Annotated in this window: 14 protein-coding genes; 3 read left to right on the top strand and 11 right to left on the bottom strand. The window is 42.2% G+C overall.

Features of this window, described 5'->3' with window-relative positions; translation table 11 throughout:
- Positions 1 to 310: 310 nt before the first annotated feature.
- Positions 311 to 3,031, top strand: coding sequence for a CHAT domain-containing protein (locus MIC7126_RS0124975; RefSeq protein ID WP_026100512.1), 2,721 nt, complete (start codon positions 311 to 313; stop codon positions 3,029 to 3,031).
- Between the two features lie 12 nt (positions 3,032 to 3,043).
- Here the strand turns inward: MIC7126_RS0124975 and MIC7126_RS0124970 are convergent, their stop codons facing one another.
- From MIC7126_RS0124970 to MIC7126_RS0124925, 10 genes are all read right to left on the bottom strand, one after another.
- A complete protein-coding gene (locus MIC7126_RS0124970) occupies positions 3,044 to 3,517 on the bottom strand; it encodes a phosphate-starvation-inducible PsiE family protein (RefSeq protein WP_017655859.1) in 474 nt (157 codons plus the stop codon).
- 63 nt (positions 3,518 to 3,580) lie between these two features.
- Positions 3,581 to 5,614 (bottom strand): NAD-binding protein, encoded by a 2,034-nt coding sequence (locus tag MIC7126_RS0124965; RefSeq protein WP_017655858.1) that lies wholly within the window; start codon positions 5,612 to 5,614, stop codon positions 3,581 to 3,583.
- Positions 5,599 to 5,823, bottom strand: a complete 225-nt coding sequence (locus tag MIC7126_RS0124960; RefSeq protein WP_017655857.1) for an amphi-Trp domain-containing protein — start codon at positions 5,821 to 5,823, stop codon at positions 5,599 to 5,601. Before MIC7126_RS0124960 ends, MIC7126_RS0124965 begins: the two co-directional genes overlap by 16 nt.
- Positions 5,824 to 5,930: 107 nt before the next feature.
- Positions 5,931 to 7,022, bottom strand: a complete 1,092-nt coding sequence (gene cax, locus MIC7126_RS0124955) for a calcium/proton exchanger (RefSeq protein ID WP_017655856.1) — start codon at positions 7,020 to 7,022, stop codon at positions 5,931 to 5,933.
- A 30-nt stretch (positions 7,023 to 7,052) separates the two neighbouring features.
- Entirely contained in the window at positions 7,053 to 8,108 is a 1,056-nt protein-coding gene (locus tag MIC7126_RS0124950) for a PstS family phosphate ABC transporter substrate-binding protein (RefSeq protein ID WP_040630764.1), read from the bottom strand.
- 13 nt (positions 8,109 to 8,121) lie between these two features.
- Positions 8,122 to 9,339 (bottom strand): Na/Pi cotransporter family protein, encoded by a 1,218-nt coding sequence (locus tag MIC7126_RS0124945; RefSeq protein ID WP_238553718.1) that lies wholly within the window; start codon positions 9,337 to 9,339, stop codon positions 8,122 to 8,124.
- Between the two features lie 507 nt (positions 9,340 to 9,846).
- Entirely contained in the window at positions 9,847 to 12,489 is a 2,643-nt protein-coding gene (gene alaS / locus MIC7126_RS0124940; RefSeq protein WP_017655853.1) for an alanine--tRNA ligase, read from the bottom strand.
- Between the two features lie 255 nt (positions 12,490 to 12,744).
- A complete protein-coding gene (locus MIC7126_RS0124935) occupies positions 12,745 to 13,044 on the bottom strand; it encodes a hypothetical protein (protein ID WP_017655852.1) in 300 nt (99 codons plus the stop codon).
- 318 nt (positions 13,045 to 13,362) lie between these two features.
- A complete protein-coding gene (locus MIC7126_RS0124930) occupies positions 13,363 to 14,205 on the bottom strand; it encodes a tetratricopeptide repeat protein (protein WP_017655851.1) in 843 nt (280 codons plus the stop codon).
- 366 nt (positions 14,206 to 14,571) lie between these two features.
- On the bottom strand, positions 14,572 to 15,492 hold the full coding sequence (locus MIC7126_RS0124925) for a ribonuclease D (protein WP_017655850.1): 921 nt from the start codon (positions 15,490 to 15,492) through the stop codon (positions 14,572 to 14,574).
- Positions 15,493 to 15,672: 180 nt separating this feature from the next.
- On the opposite strand from MIC7126_RS0124925, the gene MIC7126_RS0124920 reads away from it, so the two are divergent.
- Positions 15,673 to 16,875: an ABC transporter substrate-binding protein gene (locus MIC7126_RS0124920; RefSeq protein ID WP_017655849.1), complete on the top strand. Its 1,203-nt coding sequence runs from the start codon at positions 15,673 to 15,675 to the stop codon at positions 16,873 to 16,875.
- Between the two features lie 290 nt (positions 16,876 to 17,165).
- Here MIC7126_RS0124920 and MIC7126_RS0124910 read toward each other — a convergent pair whose 3' ends face one another.
- Entirely contained in the window at positions 17,166 to 18,023 is an 858-nt protein-coding gene (locus tag MIC7126_RS0124910; protein WP_017655847.1) for an acyl-CoA desaturase, read from the bottom strand.
- A gap of 161 nt (positions 18,024 to 18,184) precedes the next feature.
- Here MIC7126_RS0124910 and MIC7126_RS0124905 point away from each other — a divergent pair, with 161 nt between their 5' ends.
- The gene (locus MIC7126_RS0124905) at positions 18,185 to 19,411 is read left to right on the top strand and encodes a TetR family transcriptional regulator (protein ID WP_040630803.1); all 1,227 of its coding nucleotides are present in this window, start codon (positions 18,185 to 18,187) and stop codon (positions 19,409 to 19,411) included.
- Positions 19,412 to 19,511: the final 100 nt, after the last annotated feature.

Here is a 19,511-nt window from a genome sequence, read left to right as displayed (position 1 = left end):
ATTAAGGTAATGGAATAGATGATGCATTCACCATTTATGCAAATATAGTTGCCTAATTTGTGCATACCACTGTGCAGTTTTCTGCACACTTTGGAGAATTTTAAGTTTTTTCGGCTAATTTCTGGTAATTTAAACAATAAAATCTCAATTTGCCTTCTGTATTACTTGTGTAAAGGAAGTTGGGAACAGGAAAGATGCTTTTGCAAAAAACACCATCAGCTGCGCTCACAAACAACAATCAAGCAGGTCTTCCCCTAGCCCCTACTCCCTAACCTCTAACCCCTAACCCCTTGAATTTGGAGCCAAGCAAGTGACTCAGCGATATCAAAAACTTCATCGACAGCGGAAATTAATCAAATTCTTATTTTTGGTAACTTTATCAATTTGTTTCATGTTTGGACAAGTCGGATTTGCCCAAACTCCAAATGTAAATATGCTGGTTGAACAAGGGATTAAAGATTATCAAGCGGGGAACTTTTTCGATGCAATTAAAAATTGGCAAACCGCATTAAATCAATATAAAAGTAACCCAGCAAGTGCCGCAGTTGTGCATGAAAATTTGGCGCGGGCTTATGAACAAGTGGGAGAAAATCAATTAGCAATTAACTCACTGTCAACGGCGATGCGTGATTATCAAGCAGCGGAAGATACGCAGCAAGTGGGGCGGATGAAGACCGAACTTGCTCAAGTTTACAGCACTTTGGGACAACCGCGCAAAGCGATCGCTCTTTTGTGTGGACAGTTATTTGATAAGTCGAAAACCCTGGAAGAAATCAGTCAAGAAAAAGAATGTACCCCAGATAGTGCAGTCAAAATTGCGATGAAATACAGGGATCAACGTGGCGAAGCTGCTGCTTTAGGAATTTTAGGAGAAGTATATCGTTCCATTGGCAATTATGACCAAGCAATTAAAACTTTAAATGCCGGACAGAAAGTTTATCCTGAATATGAGACTTTAATATTAAATAGCTTGGGTAATGCTTATAAAAGTCGTGCTCAACTGCGAGAAATTCAAGCCGATTCTGCTAAACAAGCGAGAATTGTCGATAATGAAAAGAAGTTAACGCAACAATCACTAGAAGATTATCGTCAAGCTTATAAATATTTTCGAGATAGCGCTAAACTCGCCCGCAACCAAAAGCAAAATTCAGTACAGATTCGGGGATTATTAAATTTAATTCAGTTGGGTTCCCAGACAAAGCAAATCAAAATTATTAATGACGCCGAATTTAATCAAGCTATTCAGGAATCTTTGCAGATTATAGAAACTTTACCCGATTCTAGTGCGAAAATTTATGGAGCCATTGAATTAGCATACCTACAGCCAGAACCTCAAGGAACTTCACCTTTTACCTACTGTCCAACTCGCTTGACTTTAGCAGATACACAAGTATTAAATCTGTTAAATACATCAGTTGCATCTAGTCAAAAAATTAAAGATAATCGCTTACTTTCTTTCTCTAATGGAGCTTTAGGTCATTTCTGGGAATGCCGCCAAAAAACAGAAACAGCATTAAAATATACTCAATCAGCAATTATTGCCGCTGATTATAAATTGAGTACAAGAGATAGCTTATATTTGTGGGAGTGGCAAGCGGGAAGAATTTTAGATCAACAAAAGGACAAAGAAGAAGAAGCGATCGCTTATTATCAACGAGCATTTGATATCTTAGAAAGTATCCGTAGCGAGATCTTAACCGCCGAACGCAGCGTTCAATTTGACTTCCGCGATGTTGTCAAGCCACTATACAGCACCTTAGCACAATCGCGGCTAGATTTGCTAGAAACTGGAGCGATCGCTAATGAACGCCGAGCTAACGAATTATCAGCGGTAGTAACAACTATAGATGCGCTGAAAATCGCCGAATTACAAAACTATTTTGGTAATGATTGCATTTTAAGTGCGTTGAGTCCAAAACAAGTGGAAGAACTCCTGAGAGATAACAGTGTGGCGTTTAAAAACACCGCTTTTTTAAGTTCAATAATTTTGAAAGATAGAATCGGAATTTTATTGCAGTTACCCAATCAAGCAACGCAATTTCAATGGATTGAAGACCCCAACCAACAAGGTAACAACAAAAGAGTCAGTAGTGCTACTCTCAGACAAAAAATCGCCGAGTTTCGCGCCGGATTAGTGAAAGGGAAAGAAGAAATTAATTATGATCCAACAATTGCTGCCCAGCTTTATGATTGGATAATTCGCCCTTTTGCTCAAGAGATTACACCAGAGAAAGTCAAAACATTGGTGTTTATTCAAGACGGATTTTTGCGTAGCGTCCCTATGGCAGCACTATATGATGGCAAGAAATATTTAGTAGAAAACTACGCCATTGCGACAACTCCTAGTCTGCGATTAACAGCACCTAAAACACGCGATCGCAGTATCCAAAAAGCGCTAATTTTGGGGTTAACAACACCAGCCACTATCGACGGCAAAAATTTTGATGGACTGTCTGCAGTTCCCAGCGAAGTTGATGCTATTAAAAGTCTATTTCCTAATCATATCGACTTGATAGACCATAATTTCATCCCTGAAAAATTTCAACAAACCCTGAATAAAACCATATATCCTGTGGTTCATATCGCCAGTCACGCTCAATTTGGTGTCATTCCTGAAGACACTTTCATTGTTGCAGGTAACAACCAAAAATTGACCATCAACGAATTAGAAAAATCATTGCAAAGCCTCAACACCAAATCAGATAGCGTCGAACTGCTCGCGCTCACAGCTTGTGAAACCGCAGTTGGTGATGAGCGTTCCACACTAGGATTAGCAGGGGTAGCAATGCAAGTAGGAGTTAAAAGTGCGATCGCTTCTTTGTGGAGCGTCACAGATACATCAACATCCGAACTAGTCAAAACATTTTACACCAACTATCGCAACACCGGCATGAGCATTGCCCAAGCATTGCAACAAGCCCAAATTAAAATGATTAATGCTAAACAATTACCAGCATCTGAAGGCGTCAATATCGCTTACAACAACCCCGCTTATTGGGCGCCAATGATTGTCATCGGTAATTGGCTTTGAATTTTTTGCGACCTAATGATGAGGAGGATATTTAGAATTAGTACGGCGCACTAACCAGTAACATATTGAAAGTGCAAAAATTGCTGCCGCAAGTGCAAAGAGTTCTGTATCAGAAATTTTTTCAAAATCAAGAATAATAATTTTGCGAGCTACAGCAATCAACGAGGTAACAATCACCATCTCAATTTGAATAATATGATTGCTGAGATAGGAAGTAATATTCTGTGTAATCTCCAAAGCAATCAAGACATTCAAAAATAGCCCAAATATTTTGAGTAAGCCTTTAGAAAAGTTACCAGTCGGTGGCGACGACAACTCTTTAACCAAAACAATACTTAAATCTATGATAGTAAACAGAATAACTATGAGCATCACCAAAGACAGAATTTTAGCGAAAAAGTCTTCTGCTTCATCAAGAAAACCTAGAAAACGCTCATTCTTGCGCTTATCAAATAAAAAACTAAAAATAGTTTTAAAAACTCGCATATTTTTTAACCAAGAAAAGTAAATGTTTAAAGCCGAGTAGAATTGTGCGCGACTTACTATTCCCTATTCCCTGTTCCCTATTCCCTCGATTAAATGAGCTTGAGTTTGAATTTTGCTGAGTTCTCGGACTAATCTTAGTGCTTGATATTTATATAGGAGAATTGGTACAGGTGCGGGTAAATTATTCATAACTGTAGTGGCTGTATTGATGCTACAACCTGTGATGCGGGTGATAATTCTTGCACCTTCAAACACAGCACCTCTGCTCGCAGCATTGTTAATTTGTACCTGCCAGTGTCGGGGCAGTTTTTCACCTTGGTCAATTTGGTGTAGACTGTCTACAGAAGCTAAAACAATCAGGCGATCGCCTACATTTAACTTAATATCATCTGAGGGCAATAATAACCCAGTTGACTCGCTAAAAGCTTGGTAGAAAAGCGGTACTATTCCATAACCATAAGCAACATCAGCTAACAGTAAACCTTGTAAACTATCCTCTGATTGCACTTTGTATTCTGCTACCAGCACTGTGTGTTCATTAAGTTGCAATAAATCCAGAATATGATCTCCATAAACTGCAGCCGCAAACACTTCTGCAGCCAGAGAATAACTACACAACACTTTGGCATAAGGTAGAAGCCGAGCCAAATTATCGCTAAAGTCAGGCTCAAATGTCTGGATTACCAGCGCCGCATCAGGATTAGTCGCGTGGACTAGCAAGCCAATTTCTAAATTAGCCATTTCGTTGTCAGTCGCAACCAACACACTCCTCGCAGTATTCAGATTCGCATCTTCTAAAACATCCCGAAAGTCGCCAACAACCAGCGGCATTTCTGGTAAGATATTATGTTCTAGGGTAGCGTCACTAACTCCTACTAAAGGTTGCTTGAGCTTTTGCAGATATCTGACAACTTGCCGACCAACGCGGTCTAACCCAATCAAAACTACATGGTCTTGCTCAGGTACAGGAGGGCGTTTATTAGGTAACTCAAATTTTGCCGCTAGTAGGCTTTCGGTGAGTAATGCGTATAACACAGCAATGGAAGCAGTACCCGCTAGCATGTAGCTTAAATTGAGAAACCGCATCCACACAGGTATGGTATCTGCGGAACTGAGAGCACCAAACACAACATCATAGGAGCCGAGCAGCATCACACTGCTGACATATAAAGCTTTGAGCCAACTTTCTTGGGGATGAGCTGCTTTGAGAATGGTTGTACCCAGTATCACCAGTGATAAAACCGTAATTCCCACTAAAATAGCGACCCGCTTACTTTGCTGCTGGGAGAGGAATTGACGCAACTGTGATGGTAATTGCTGCAAATCTAAACTTGATAGTTGCTGACGCAGATATTCCCATCTTTGTTTGATTGTCCTCTTGGATTGACCCGCAGGTATAGCATTTGACTGGACAAAATCACCCAAATTCTCGGTAATTTCAATGTAGATGACAGTATCTCCGGCGCGGATTCTCGCTTCTGGCTCCCACTGATGAAACTCTGCGGGTGGGGCTGTTGTGTGTGGATAATGACTGAGTACCCGACGTTTACGGTTATTTAATTCTTGCACAAAACGGCGATCGCGCCAGCGATGGTCTGAGTCAATGGAACAGCGGACAATTCGCAACAAATGCTCATCTAGGGTAATCAGTCCTTGGGTTTCATTAGCAAGAGTAGCGATCGCTAAAGCTGGCGCTGGTAAATCGCTCATCTCAAAGGCAGTAAAATTGCCTAACTGCTGGTCTAAAAGTTGATTCAGTTTCTGCTCGGAAGACCGGACTACAAGGCGGACATGGGGATTAAGCAACCGAACAGCAAAGGCGGTTTCAATATTAATTCGTTCGTTATTAGTAACTAAAAGTACCGCCCTCAACTGCTGAATTTGAGTTTGCTGCAATATGTGCGGTTGACGACAGTCACCGAGGACAAAATCTTCTAATAAATCGGGCAAGTTTTTGACTTCCCAACTCTGCGGACGACTAATATCGATAGCGCTGACTCGACCACCAAATTTTTTCAGAGCCGCTACGCAGTATTGTCCCAGACTTCCCAGCCCACAAACTAAAAAGTGAGATCCTGCGGTTACGAATACTTCCACTTCACCTCAATCTCTAACTCTTGCTCATCTTCCTCCCGTTCATACTCAAATTGGATTGTGGCATTTGGTGGTACAAACACCCGCACTCCTTCTAGAAATATCTCAAAAGTCGTATTTTGCTCTAATGCATCAGCTAATCGGCGCAAAGCAGCAATTGTATCTTGCTGCGAATAGGACTTTTCAACATCGAGCTCGACTTGATTACTCACAGCTTATCTCCTACCTCAAACAATTTTAGATTTTAATTTCCAGATTTTGTTGGTTAGGTCGAAGCATCAGACTGGTTGCGCTTGCGCCTCAACCTAACCTGGTGCTATTACGCCGGGTGGAAATAGAAAGCAGCTCCGAGGATGATGTATGTTGCTAAGAGGAGAACTCCTTCTAACCAATTAGAGCGACCATCCAAACTAATGAGATTGGCAACAGCAACAGCAATAGTAACTGCAACTACCTCAAACAGCTCGAAACTCAAATCCATCGGTTGACCAATCGCTTGTCCCACAATTACCAAGATGGGCGCCACGAGTAAGGCTACCAGCAAGCTAGACCCCATCGCTACAGATACAGATAAATCCATATTGTTTTTAATGGCTACTCGCACCGCTGTGACATATTCTGCTGCTCCACCCACCAGCGGTAGCAAAATCACACCAGTGAATAGGGGAGTGAGTCCCAGCCCTGATGTAGCTTCTTCCACCGCACCGACAAAAATTTCTGACTCAAATGCTACAGCCAGTGTGGAAACCACCAAGACGCCCAGCCAGAGCCAAAGATTAGGTTTAGTGCTGTGTTCAATAGCATCCTGGGGTTTGTTCTCTTCTTGCTCCACCAGCCCCACTTCATAGAGATAGCTGTGAGTTTTCAGGGAAAACACTAGTGTGAGAATATAAACCACAACCAAGACTACCGCAGCAGTGATGGAGATTTTGCCAATTTGCTCAGTGCTGACTTTGCCAGAAGAATAAGTCACAAGTGCAGGCAAAACCAAGGCTGTGACGGCTAGAGTCATAGTCGAGCCGTTCACCCGTGCTACCACTGGCTGAAACTCCTGCTCTTTGTAGCGCAGCCCACCAAGCAACATCGAAAGCCCCATTACCAATAACAAGTTACTGATGATGGTACCGCTGATGCTGGCTTTGACAATATCAATCAAGCCCTCCTTAAGCGCAACTAAGGCAATGATTAATTCTGTCGCATTGCCAAACACAGCGTTGAGTAAGCCGCCGATGGAAGGGCCTGTAACAACTGCTATTTCCTCTGTCGCCGTACTTAACCAGATGGCTAACGGTGCGATCGCGATCGCTGATGTGATAAAAACAGTAAGTGACCCCCATTCCCAATGCTTGGCAGCAATGGAAATTGGTATGAACACCAGCAAGCCAAGAGAAACAAGAGTTTTTATGGACATACCCTACTGTAAAATACTGCTGTTTTCAGCCTACTTGAGGGCGTCTTGTTTGACACCAAGCACAGAACCTTTACCGCCAAATTTAGTCCCGGTTTGACCGTTGTCTAAGCGGAGGCCGGCTGCTTCTAGGGCGACGCTGGGTAAGGGTACATCACCCACTTGGAGGATCAAATTAGCGTTATCTGGCGAGACATAGAAACTGCTAAAAGCTTTGACCTCTGGGCGTTTTACCGCTGATTTTTTGACGTAAATAAACACAGGGCGGGATAGGGGTTGGTAGCGAGAATCGGCGATCGTTTGGGGGCTTGGTTGCACACAACCGCTACCGCTGTCAACAGCTAAAAGTTTGAGTTTGTTTTGATTGGCTAAGTAGTAAGCGTAGCCAAAGTAGCCGAGCGCGTTGGGATTAGCTGCAATTCCCTCTACCAAAGCTGTATCAGTTTTGCTAGGAGAAAAATCACTGCGGCTTTTTCCTTCTTCACCTACAACTGCGAGGGTGAAATAATCGTAGGTACCAGATTCCTTGTCAGGGCCGTAAAGACTCAAGGGTTGATTGGGGAAACTAGAGCGTACTTGGTTCCAATTACTGATTTTGCCTTGGGCGCCTGGTTCCCACATCTTTCGCAACTCGCCCAATTTTAAACATTGAGCAAAATTGTTTTGGGGGTTAACTACGATCGCCAAACCATCAAAAGCAATGGGTAACTCAATAAACTCGACGTTATTTTGTTTACAAAGCTCCATTTCCTCAGCGTTGATGGGGCGAGATGCGCCACTGATATCAGTTTCATTAGCACAGAATTTTTTGAATCCCCCACCTGTCCCGGAAACTCCCACGGCGATTTGCACACCGGGATTTGATTTCTGGAAGGCTTCTACCATCGCCTTGGAAATCGGAAATACTGTACTAGAGCCGTCTATTTTAATTGACCCTGTTAATTTTTCTGAGGCGCTGACTTCTTTGGCTTTGTTCACAGCTTCTGGAAAGGAAACTGTGGTGTCGAGATTTTGACCGCTACAAGCCGCAACTCCCAAAGTCACAAGAGAGATGACAAATGCCCAGTTTCGAGTTTGAGAACACATCATTATTTTGCCTCCTTTAAGCACCTGCACCAACCTGCTCAGAAATTCTTTGCTTCTCTTCTTGGCGACGTTTACGTTCTGCGTCAGCTTCACTCTCGGGAATCAGTCTTTCTAATAAGCGAGCCACTACGGGTAAAAAGCCAATCAACAGCACAACACCCAAGATATTAAACAGCATCTGAGCATTAGCAACTTGTCGTCCGACTCCAGCACCACCAGAGATAGCTTGCGCTAGTTGCACAAGTTGGGGTGCAAAGATAATCCCCAGAGTCGCACTAACCAAGTTAAATAAGAAGTGAAACACGCCTGTTCTCAGCGCCGCACTTCCCCTACCAATGGTGGATAGTAGCGTATCAGCGCAGGTACCAACCTCTGCCCCTAACATGATTGCAATCCCTGCAGGTAGAGCAATAATTCCGGAACTGGCTAGGGTAATAACGATCGCTACTGTTGCGGAGGAAGATTGAATGATAATGGTAAACAAGGCGCCAACTAAAGCACCCAAGACGGGATTATTGCCTAAAGTCTCCATCCAGCTAATGAAGGGCTTGTAGGTGCGGAAGGGCTTCATCGCTTCGTCGATGGCTTCTAGCCCGTAGAACATCAAGCCAAATCCGAGGATGATGATACCGATGGTTTTCAGTCGCTGGGTTTTTCCTAAAAATAACAGCAATAACCCGGCAAACATGAGTATGGGAACATACAGCTTAATATCAAGGGAGATGATTTGCGCCCCGACTGCAGTTCCAATATTGGAACCCAATACTACACCCAAGGATTGGACGAAGGTGAGTACACCAGCACTCACCATTGCAATCACCATGATGATGGTGACTGAGGATGACTCTAGCAAGGTGGTTGCTACTGCTCCTGTTAATACACCAGCAAACCGATTAGTTGTGCATTTACTCAAGAAATTTTTCATCCGCTCTGTCCCCAGGTCTTCTAATCCTTCAGACAGGCGAGTAACACCGAAGATAAACAGCACTAAACCCGCTAATGCACCCATCGCCATTTTAAAAAAGTCAATGACGCCATCTTTTTTGCTGCTTTTTGCTGAACCATCAGATGCAAAAGCTGCTTGATTGGTGTCAAATTCAATAATTGTTGATGCATTTTCAGGCGCTTGTTCTTGGATAATCCTGATCTCTGATGTGAGCGTTCCTACTATTGGTAAATTACCCAAAAGAGAAGGATATAAAACTAGTGTGAGCACGAAGAAAGCAACAGCCAAAAATCTAAGGAACTTCCTACTAAGTCTTTTAAAAAAAAACACAGTTACTCCTTGAAATTTCTACGTTTCTCTTCTGAAAATCCAAACAGATTTGTTCACAAGTGTTCTAATTCACTAAAATAGATACACTTAATGTAGTTGTACATTTTTAACTCTTATATGGATGTTTACCACAATAGATTATTCATCAGAGTTAACGCTAGATTAATTTCAAGTTATAGTTGCTCAAAAATTAAATCAGTCAAGCTATTATCTGTGGTGTCAATTGGCTAAAAATCTTGCCTGTAAATAGTTTGAGTAAAATATATTTTACTGTTTGTGCGATCGCTCACCAGTATGTTTAGATAAAGATTATTTAAAATGGGTCGTCGTCCATTAGTTGGAACTGCACTGCTTAAAGACTACCATCTTGGTGTTGATTTTCGTGATGGTGGGACAGTTGCGATCAAAAACTTATCAACTGATTAAGAGTATCGAAAGCACGCAATGTGCTTACGCTACAAAAAACTAACCCAACCCCGCTTTTAAATCACTCAACGCCTGGGCTAAAGCCTCTGGTAACTTACTCGCATCTCTACCGCCGGCTTGGGCTAAATTTGGTCTTCCACCACCACCACCACCGCAGATTTTCGCTACGGCGCCGACAAATTTACCTGCTTGTAGACCTTTTTTGTTCACCTCTTGACTAAAAGCGGCAACTATGCTTACCTTGTCTGGTTCAGGGACGGAACCAAGGACGATCGCACCATTACCAATTTTTTGCAGTAACCGTTCGGCTGCAGTTTTCAAGGATTCTGGGTCAACGTCGTCTAATTGGGCGACGATGATTTGATAATCGCCTACAGATTCGGCTGTTTGTAGTAAGCTATCAGATTTGGCGATCGCTAATTGCCCTTTCAAAACTTCCAACTGCTTCTGGCTGGTTCTGAGTTCGTTTTGCAGTGTGGTGATTCTCTCTGGTAGTTCTTCTGGTTTAACTTTAAAGCGATCGCTTAAATCTTTGACTACTTTATCTCTTAAGTTGAGATAATCTAGCACCGCTGGGCCGGATACAGCTTCGATGCGGCGTACCCCAGAAGCGACACCAGCTTCGGAAATAATCTTAAAAACGCCAATTTCAGCAGTATTACTGACATGTGTCCCACCGCAGAGTTCCATTGATACACCAGAAAAATCAATCACTCGCACCTCTTCGCCATATTTTTCGCCGAACATGGCGACTGCACCCCTAGCTTTGGCTTCGGCTATGGGTAATATTTCTATCTTGGCAATGTGGGCTTCGGCAATCCAAGTGTTGACTTGTTCTTCGACTGCTTGGGTTTCTGCGGTTGTCAAACCGCGAGGACAGTTGAAGTCGAAACGCAGTCTGTCAAAGGAAACTAAGGAACCGGCTTGAGATATCCCCTCATCAACAATTTTCTTCAACGCCGCTTGGAGGAGGTGGGTTGCGGTGTGATTGGCTTGGAGACGACGCCGACAAGCGGGGTCTATTTGAGCAGATACAATATCTCCTACTCGGATTGTACCGCGTTCGATGCGGCCGAAGTGGACAAAGAAATCAGATTCTTTTTTCACATCGTCAATGCTGACGACCACACCATCACCACAGATATAACCGCGATCGCCGATTTGTCCCCCAGATTCGGCGTAGAATGGGGTTTGGTTGAGGACGATTTGCACGTCAATTCCCGCTTCGGCTTCTTCTTGGGAGACGCCACCCACTAGTAAGACTTCTACTTTAGCAGTGGCTGCAGCTTGGTCATAACCAATAAACTCGGTCGCGTGGATGTGTTCAGCTAGGGTATCGAGGGAACCTTGCACAGTTAAATCGATGCTTTGGTGAGCAGCTTTTGCCCGTTCTACCTGCTTTTGCATCTCGACGTTGAAACCTGTTTCGTCAACGGTGAGGTGATTTTCCGCAGCGATTTCTTGTGTCAGTTCTAATGGAAAGCCGTAGGTATCGTAGAGAGTGAAGGCGCTCTCACCACTAATTTGAGTTTTGCCTTGCTGTTTGAGTTCTTGGATAATTTCCGCCAGCAATTTTTCCCCTCTATCCAGAGTTTTGAGGAAATTCGACTCTTCCCGTTGCAGTTCGGCTTTAATTGCTGCTTCTCGCTGACGCACATTGGGGTAAGCTGATGCTGCTAGAGCGATCGCTGTTTCTGCAACTTGGGTAGTAAACTCTGTAGAGATACCAATTAAGCGCCCGTGACGCACCAATCGACGAATTAACCGCCGCAAGATATAACCCCTCCCGACATTAGAGGCGCGAATTTCATCAGCAATCATGTGGACGACGGAACGCACATGATCACCGATGACTTTGAGCGAGATTTTGGTCTGCTCATCACTGGAGTGGTAGTCAATCTCTGCAATCTCGGCTGCGGTTTGAATTATGGGGAAAATTAAATCAGTTTCGTAATTATTCGGGACTTGTTGGAGGATTTGCGCCATCCTTTCTAAACCCATCCCGGTGTCGATGTTCTGGTTTTGCAGCGGTGTTAAATTCCCTTCAGCGTCGCGGTTATATTGCATGAAGACGAGGTTATAAAACTCGATAAAGCGGGTATCGTCTTCTAAATCAATATGTTCATCACCGAGTTCTGGGTGAAAGTCGTAGTATATCTCTGAACAAGGGCCACAAGGGCCTGTGGGGCCAGATACCCAAAAATTATCATCTTCGCCCATGCGCTTGATTCTCGCTTCCACGACACCGATTTGGTCGCGCCAAATCGCAAAAGCTTCATCATCTTCCTCAAACACGCTGACGACGAGGTTTTGGGGTGAGAAGCCAAAAACTTGTGTCGAGATTTCCCAACCCCAAGCGATCGCTTGTTGTTTAAAATAATCACCAAAGCTGAAGTTACCCAGCATCTCAAAAAAGGTCTGGTGGCGTTTGGTGCGTCCGACATTCTCGATATCATTGGTGCGGATACACTTTTGTGATGTCGTCGCTCGCTTAAATTCTGGTGTCCGTTGTCCTAAAAATATCGGTTTAAATGGTAACATCCCCGCGATCGTCAGCAGCACGGTAGGATCTTCTGGTACAAGGGAAGCGCTAGGGAGAATTTGATGTCCCCGTTGGGCGTAGAAGTTAAGGAATTGGCTGCGAATTTCGTTACCGCTGAGTTTCTGGGGATTGGAAGACATGAGTATGGCTTTGTGTTCGGGTTGTTTCCTTCGTACTATTTTAGCGGTGCTGGGCAAGTAGGGTTTGTTAGGCGCACATTTTCATATGTTTGTTGACAAAGGAGTATGTTGTGCCATTTCACGAAATTCTTGATACACATCACTTTTCTTGCTTCTGAAAGTGAAACGGTATTACGGACGGGAATCAGCTCTAATCCCTTTGGTAAGACTACCGTGTATACACGGTAGTCTTAAGGACGGAGTACGAGGCTGAATCTATTGCTCCTTATTCGTGTATTGGCGTTTTGGTGGCTCCTCCTTTACAACCCATCCATCGAAGCCATCTTCGACTTTACTAGGATAGCCAGTTTCACCCGGTTTTACTCCATTCGGATATCTCCATTCAACAATTACGCAAACAGACTGACAACGCCAATTCCCGTAGGGGCTAGTTACTGTATTAACTGTAGGAGAACCCTCACGTCCGGTAGTGGTGTTAGCGGTGTCGTTTGCAAATGCAGGTACTGCTGCAATTAATCCGCTTAAAACTAAAGATCCTAAGAACAAACTCCGCATACTTTATCTCCATTCATTCAAATTGAGAAAGTGTTTTTAAACACCGAGTATAACTACCAGGAGTATTGCAACAATTTCGGAAAAATTTTACCTCAATCCCACTGGTGATACCAATTCGCAATTCGCAATTCGCAATGACGCTCGCGGACTCGCTAACGCTGCGAATCAAGCAATTCGCAATTAAAAAACTTAGATGCAGCAAAGCTTTCAGGGTTTACATTTGTATCAGATTTTGAGTGAAATGGTATGAGAAGTGAGAGTGATTGCACATTTGTCAGGAGGCTACAGTAAAAACAGACAAATCCAGCGTGGAGTTTTTTATTGTCCGAGTTCTTTAATGTTGTTCATCACTTGCTGGTACAAGTCTTTGTTATCTTCGTTTTGAAAGATATCTGCAGCTCGTTGTAGGTCTTTAATTGCTCCTGGTTTGTCTCCGTCTGCTGCGCGGGCGTTTCCTCGGTTGTTGTAAGCAGGGCCGAAGTTAGGATTAAGGCGGATGGCTTGATTATAATCGGCGATCGCTCCTTTATTATCTCCTTGGGCGGCGCGAGCGTTACCGCGATTGTTGTAGGCGATCGCATATCGTGGGTTGAGGCGAATTGCTTGTCCCAAGTCATCTATGGCTTTGCTTCTGTCTCCCTGGGAAGCGTGAGCATTTCCTCGGTTGTTGTACGCTTCGGCGTAGTTGGGAGCTAGGCGGATGGCTTCGTTATAATCTTCGATGGCGCCTCTGTTGTCTCCTTGGGAAGCGCGAGCGTTTCCTCGGCTATTATAAGCTTCGGCGTCGTTGGGGTTAAGGCGAATAGCTTGATTATAATCGGCGATCGCTTCGGTTTTTTGTCCTAAGTCAAAGTAAGCTAATCCCCGGCTTTTGTAAGCATTACCGTATTGGGAATCGAGGCTAATTGCTTTGTCATAGGAAGCGATCGCTCCTTGTAAGTTACCTTTGAGATGTTGATTTTGTCCCTGAAGATAAAATTCTCCTGCTTTGGATGCTTTTGCTGAGGAACGACTGGGAGGATTAACACCAATTTCTGTTACTAATACATCGCTGTTTTTACTACAAGAAATGTTAGTAAATACACTCAATCCTGTCAACATTGTTATCATGATGACTCTGCTCACACCTTGATGTTTTTTTTGCCCAAATCCCAGCTTCATAAGTTATTTTCAACCGCTATTTTACCTGTATCGAATTAGTGCCCCATTTAGTGATTTTTTTAACTAGCGATCGCGGCTAACTTTGCCTATCAAAACTCACTCAATTGATATATCCAGAAATTCATCACCCGCTGTTTTCAATCGTCAGATAGGCGTTGCATTGCCACATCTCATCTATTATTCACAGCATAAACTGTGCAGCATTTAGCATCCAGTATAAAAGCTTTCATTTTTTATAAGTTATCTATTTATTTCCCGCCTTTATTATAATTTTTCTCTACTCTTTTATAATTATGTGCAATTTTTTATTTAAATCTTTATATTGATACAGCAATCTAGATTTAAATACAGTTCACTATAAACAATTTATTCATTTTCTAAATTGCTGTCCTGATTTTTGGGAGTCAATCGCCAAGTGGTAGTTGCATCAATATCTACAGATAATTGTTCTAGATTTTCTCCTAAATCCTTTTGCAGTTTCTGAGTTAATGTTACTGGAAAATCTAAATCAATTCCTTGATTTTCTACTAGTCTCGCCAATTCAGCAAATGCTACTTTCACAGTTTTTCGCTGATAACTAGTGAGTTTGCAATAAGAGGTTTCTTTTACTTTTTGAGTCTGCATAGCTTTTTTGATTCGTTCTTGCAGATGTTCAAATTCTGATTGTAATAACTTATATTGTTCCTCAAGTTGTGTATATCTTGTCCCTAGTGCGATTAAATCTTCTGTAGCTGGGTCAAAATTAACTTTTGCTTGTAGTTTTAATAATTGCTCATGTACTTGAGCCAAATATATACAATCTAAATAAGCATAATCTATTTGTGCTTCAGTTAAAGGACGTTTACCCCAATCACTGGTCTGGGCTTGTTTATCAATATTATTAAAATTACATAATTGTGTGGCGAGTGTTTGCAATTGATAGTTAGGTAATGGTAACAGATAATGAGGAATTTTTTTAGCAATTTCTAAGGTACAAGTGATATTTTGCGCTTGCTTGTCGCCAAGAAATTTCACATCATAACTGGCGTTGTGAAAGATTTTTTCAATATTAGGATTTACCATAATTTGGTTAACAAATTCGGCTACTAATTTAGGCTGCTGCAAAACATCTAAAATAAAAATGCGATCGCCACTCATATCTTGGGGATTATCTAATACCTGAATTAGTGATAATTGAGGACGCTGACTTTTATAGTTAGCGACTTCTGTATCTAGCCACAAAGATGAAGCTTGGGTACATTCGGCAATAATTTTCTGAATTTCGCTACTAGAAGTTAAGTATGGCATGAGCTAATATCTACTAAAATTGAGTAATCTTTCAATAAATCAAATAAGGCGAGAAGCTACTTATATAACGATTATAATTGACACGAGGTAGTACCGTATTTATACAACTTGCGATATGATGTAATTCCGTGTCTAAACGGTAACTCTTAATATTGTAAAAACTATCATGGTTAAGTATATATGAAAAATGCGATCGCCATTAAGCTTTCTCTCGGTATCTCTCATCTATTCATATCTTCTTTGCTGCTGGTAGCTTGTACTAAAAGTAGTAATTCCACAGCTAATGATATTCCTATTGGTATAGCCTTTGCTCAAACGAGCAATGTTGCGCTACTTGGTCAAGAGGGAACTGATGGAGTCAAAATTGCTCAAAAGTATTTCAATGATCAAGGCGGTATTAATGGTAAACCGATTAAATTAATATTTCAAGATACTAGTGGTGATGAAACTGGAGCAATTAATGCTTTTCAAACCTTAATTAGTAAAGATAAAGTTGTTGGAATTATCGGCCCTACTTTGTCACAGCAAGCTTTTAGCGCTAATCCCATCGCCGAACGCAATCAAATTCCGGTGATTGGTGCATCAAATACTGCTAAAGGTATTCCCGAAATTGGTGATTATGTTGCTCGTGTTTCTTCATCTGTGGCTGTGGTAGCTCCCTATGCGGTGAAAGCGGCTCTTAAACAAAATCCCCAAATCAAAAGAGTAGCTGTATTTTATGCTCAAAATGATGCTTTTAATAAGTCAGAAACGGAAATTTTTCAAAACACAGTTAAAGATTTAGGATTGAATTTAATTACAGTCCAAAAATTTCAAACTACAGATACCGATTTTCAAACTCAAGTCAGCAATGCGATGAATTTAAAACCAGATTTAGCGATTGTATCTGGGTTGGCTGTTGATGGTGGAAATTTAGTTAAACAATTACGAGAACTTGGTTATAAAGGATTAATTGTTGGTGGGAATGGATTTAATACATCTCATATATTTTCAGTTTGCAGAGCGCTTTGTGATGGCGTGATTATTGCTCAAGCTTATAGTCCTGAATATGAAAATAAAATTAATACTGCATTTCGTCAAGCATATCTAAAACAATATCAGCGAGAACCACCCCAAGTCAGTGCTCAAGCTTTTGCTGCATTACAAGTATATGTAGAAGCGCTGCAATCTTTAGATAAAAAAAGACAAATTAAAGATTTGACCATACCACAACTGCGTACAGAATTGAATCAGGAATTACTAAAATTGACTTATCAAACTCCCCTTGGTGAAATTGCTTTTACACCAGTAGGTGATGTTATTCAAAAACAATTTTATGTTGCTCAGTTGCAGATGGAAGCTAACGGTATCAAAGGTAAGTTTGCTTTTTTAAATATCAAATAATTAAGCGGTAATCGCACAATTCTAATAGTCACTGTCAGCCACACAAATTCCTTTACATTTAATATTATTGGTCGCTGTGCGTAGACAATGAGGACAGAGAATTTTTTCTGTTGTTTGCTTGTTACTTGTATTAGTATTTGTCGTCAAAAAGTCTTTTTCTGTTTGATTTTTTGCAGTCATAAAATTGGGGACATTTTTTGTTATTTAGATTTGACAAAGCAGATAGAATGAAAGGAAATGGGGAATATGAAATTGATGGCTGTTCCATATTCCCTGATGAGTAAAGTTTTTTATTTGTGACTTAAACTTTGGGCTGGAGGCATGATAACTTTTTTTGCTAAACCCAAAGTCTGCAAAAGTTTAATGCTCCACCAGGTAATGTCAATTTCCCACCAAGAAAAGCCTGCTTTGGCTACATGGGGATAGGTATGATGGTTGTTGTGCCATCCTTCACCATAAGTAACAATTGATACCCACCATAGGTTACATGAGCCGTCATTGGCTGCAAAGGTGCGATAGCCCCACTTGTGTGTGGCTGAGTTCACAAACCAAGTAGAATGCCAAAGCAGGACTGCTCTGACAAAAATTCCATAGATGACAAAAGACCATCCCCCCATGGCATATAACAGTAAACCTAGGGGGATTTGCAGGAGTATAAAATAACGATCAAGCCACCGATAATATGCTTGTCGTGTTAAATCGGGAGCGTATGCTTGATAGATTTCATAATCAAAAAATTGCGAACGAGGGTAGAAAATCCATAACATATGGCTCCACCAAAACCCCCGTTGGGCTGAGTAGGGGTCTAGGTCGATATCTTCGGTGTGAGCGTGATGCTGGCGATGTCCACCAACCCAGAAAATCGGCCCCCCTTGGAGAGCAAGTGCGCCAATGAAGGCGATCGCATATTCTACTGCTTTCGATACCTGGAAACTCCGATGACTCAGTAAACGGTGATATCCTAGGCAAATTCCAATACTTCCAAACAACCAGTGGAGAAATATCAATAAACCCAAGGCTGACCAGGAAAAAAACCAGGGAGCCGTTAGAGCCAAGGCGTGAAATGTAGTAAAAAATACTACATTTAACCAACTGAGGCGGGGCGCATCTCCTGTCTCAGGGGTGGTCGCCAGAAATTTTGCGGTCATAAAAATTCCTGTTGATGAATGATGGAGTGATTTGCTCTATACAAGGGATTCACCCGCTCTGTATTCTCATTTGTTACAGTTAGAATAGAGCAAGTATCACTTACATTTGCTATGCTAGCAACTTTGTTATTTGTATGCAAGTGCAACTTGCATTTGTTTTTATGTCGTCTCAACCATACTCAGCCCGTCAACGTTTGATACAAGCCGCTCTGGAGTTATTTACTGCTCAAGGTGTTAGTGGTACTACAACTCGTCAAATCGCAGATCAAGCCGAGGTTAACGAAGTCACGCTGTTTCGGCATTTTGGCAATAAACATGGTCTACTGCTGGCAGTTTTAGAAGAATCTGCAGCCTTCAAAAATTTAGGAGAATCTCTGGTGCGGCGGGCGAATCCCCCTGGTAGTGTTTACCAAGCTTTAAAAGACTATGCAAGTGAAAGCTTACATGCACTCGAACGGGTACCGGAGTTTGTGCGCTCAGTTGTAGGAGAAGCGGATCAATACCCCACGGAAAATCGCCGCGCCCTAGGTAGGGGTTTAACAGAGGCTAACCGCTACGTGGCACAATATCTAGCCACGGTTATGGAGCAAGGACACTTAAATACATATCTTCCAGCAGAAAAACTGGCTAGTCTGCTGAATGGAATGCTCTTAGGATATGCTGTGATTGAGTTTACCAGCGAATTTCATGAACTTTGGGAAGACCGAGACGACTTTCTAGAGAATTTGGTGAGATTATTTTTACACGGAGCGATGTCACCTGTACCAGAATTGGCAATTACGCCAGCGAGCATTGTTCTGACTCCAGAAGTGGCTGATTTACCTGCTCTTATTGTTCACGAAATTTTGCGACAAGCGGGAAAACTCGGACTACAAGATTATGCTTTGGCGTATGTGTTATTTGGCGCCGGATTATTTCCTAGGGAAATAGTTAGCTTACAGCGATCGCATCAAATTTATGACGCTAACGGACACTTTCTCCAGGTAACAACTCCCGGATTCGTGCGTCAAGTACCTGTAAATCAATGGATTATGGGTAAACGCTACGGCTCGTACACTAACAATCCGTTGATTAAATGGTTGAAAAGTCGCAAAGATACTCAAAAAGCGATGTTCCTTGACCAAAATGGGAACTTAATCACTGAGTCAGCAATTCAGACATGCTGGGAAACATGGACTCAGGGATTATTAACCACCCAGGGAAAACCGCCGGCGCTGGAACAAGCACAACACACTTGGTGTGTAGAAATGTTGATGCGGGGTATTAGCTTAGACAATTTGAGCATTCTCACCGGATGCGATCGCGTCCAATTACAGCCCTACGCCCGGAGATCCAAAGAAAAAGCTGCCCTGGAACAAGCGACCCGCTTAGATCATAAGCCTGCGTAGTCTACAATATCAACCTGCGCGCAATAGTAAATAACAAAATATAGCGTTTCTCGTTTTAGGGAGGTACATTTAGCTGAGGTTAGAGGCTAGCTAGGCTGTA

It is taken from the genome of Fortiea contorta PCC 7126 (genome assembly GCF_000332295.1).
Lineage (GTDB): Bacteria > Cyanobacteriota > Cyanobacteriia > Cyanobacteriales > Nostocaceae > Fortiea > Fortiea contorta.
This window is presented reverse-complemented; position numbering and strand designations above follow the sequence as displayed.